Source organism: Bartonella sp. CR84HXZ (genome assembly GCF_042194535.1).
GTDB lineage: Bacteria > Pseudomonadota > Alphaproteobacteria > Rhizobiales > Rhizobiaceae > Bartonella > Bartonella grahamii.
Genome location: NZ_JBHIMY010000080.1, coordinates 1 through 1,331, shown reverse-complemented (window position 1 = coordinate 1,331; position 1,331 = coordinate 1). Strand labels below are relative to the sequence as shown.

The 1,331-nt window shown below is 34.7% G+C and carries 2 protein-coding genes; both read right to left on the bottom strand.

Translation table 11 applies throughout. The features are described 5' to 3' along the window. Positions 1-24 precede the first annotated feature (24 nt). Positions 25-399: a helix-turn-helix domain-containing protein gene (locus ACFIKD_RS09430; protein WP_208439641.1), complete on the bottom strand. Its 375-nt coding sequence runs from the start codon at positions 397-399 to the stop codon at positions 25-27. Positions 400-464: 65 nt separating this feature from the next. After that, a complete protein-coding gene (locus ACFIKD_RS09425) occupies positions 465-1,250 on the bottom strand; it encodes a DNA adenine methylase (RefSeq protein ID WP_375645185.1) in 786 nt (261 codons plus the stop codon). Positions 1,251-1,331 lie beyond the last annotated feature (81 nt).

The window sequence follows — 1,331 nt, the reverse complement described above, 5'->3', positions numbered from 1 at the left end:
ATAAAAGTTAGGGAATAGGATTTTCTAACATTTCTCTATAAAGCACGCTTCGCACAATGTTTCTAATGTTTCTTTGAAGTCTGCTAACGCTTCTTGATGTAAGCCATCTAAAAGCCTCATAAACGCAACAACAGTTTCACGTTGCAACGGAGTAGAAGGTTTTATTATGATGCTTTTTCGACAAGAATAGGCTTCTTTTTTTAAGAGAGAAGCCATAGCTTTATCTAAACCATAAAGCTCTATGATCTTTTCTTCCAATCCTACAGGAACAGATTTTTTTCCAATCTCTACAGAAGATAAAAATGCTACAGATATGTCTAATTTCTTAGCCATATCTAAGAGGCGTTCTGAGTGATCAACGCGAAGTTTACGTAAAATTTTACCAAAGGGTGTAAGCATCAAAAAAAGTCCTATTAGAGAAGAAATATTTTTTCTGATTCTAACAAATCTTTTTATGATTTTCTTCAATTATTACGAATCAAGAGTTCTTTTCGGGGTGGTTTTTTAGCAAAACCAGAGGTCCAAAGAGTTTCTAATTCTAAAAAGTCAAAATCCTTAAAGATCTCTCTAACCTCATCACAATCATTCAGACTCAAAACAAATTTGCCTTGAATGCTTTTGAGAACTTTTGCCATACTCACAAAATCATCTTCAACAAAATTCCCAGAGCTGTAACATTTCTTCTTCACAAGATAAGGCGGGTCTAAATAAAATAAACTGTCGGGTGCATCAAAAAGTTCGACAACTCGCTCCCACGATAAATTTAAGATTGTTGTATCAAGAAGCTTCTGTCTAACACGCCGCATCCTTGATAACAGCTTATCGGGATTAAATGCTATAGGCTTTTTCCTTCCAAAGCTAAAAGAGACATAATCTTTTTTCCCATACATCACACAACGTTGGAGAAACAAAAAACGTGCGGCTCTTTCAACTTTGGAAAGGCTTTCTGGGGCAATAGATGCAAGTTCAAAAAACAACTGTCTTGAACAAACAAACCATTCTAGTCGTTTGGCTAAATCATCAAAGTCATTTTGAACACATTGAAACAGGTTCGTAATCTCTCCATTCAGATCATTAATAACGGAATATTTTGCTGGTCTTTTATTTAGGAAAATAACACCAGAACCTAAAAACGGTTCAACATAGGTTTCATGGTCAATATTATTTAAAATCGGTATAATTTTCTTACGCAGATAGTGTTTACCACCCATCCACGCAAACAATGTTTGTGTAAATTCTTGTTTCATCATATTTTTAAAGGAGAGATTTGATATCTAACTTTTTGTTATCCACTTTTTGAGGTGTGAGAAGCTATTCTCTACGGCGTCCAC

Excerpts from the sequence above, each read along its gene's own strand:
- ACFIKD_RS09430 (WP_208439641.1), bottom strand. The coding sequence starts at position 399 with ATGCTTACACCCTTTGGTAAAATTTTACGTAAACTTCGCGTTGATCAC.
- ACFIKD_RS09425 (WP_375645185.1), bottom strand. The coding sequence starts at position 1,250 with ATGATGAAACAAGAATTTACACAAACATTGTTTGCGTGGATGGGTGGT.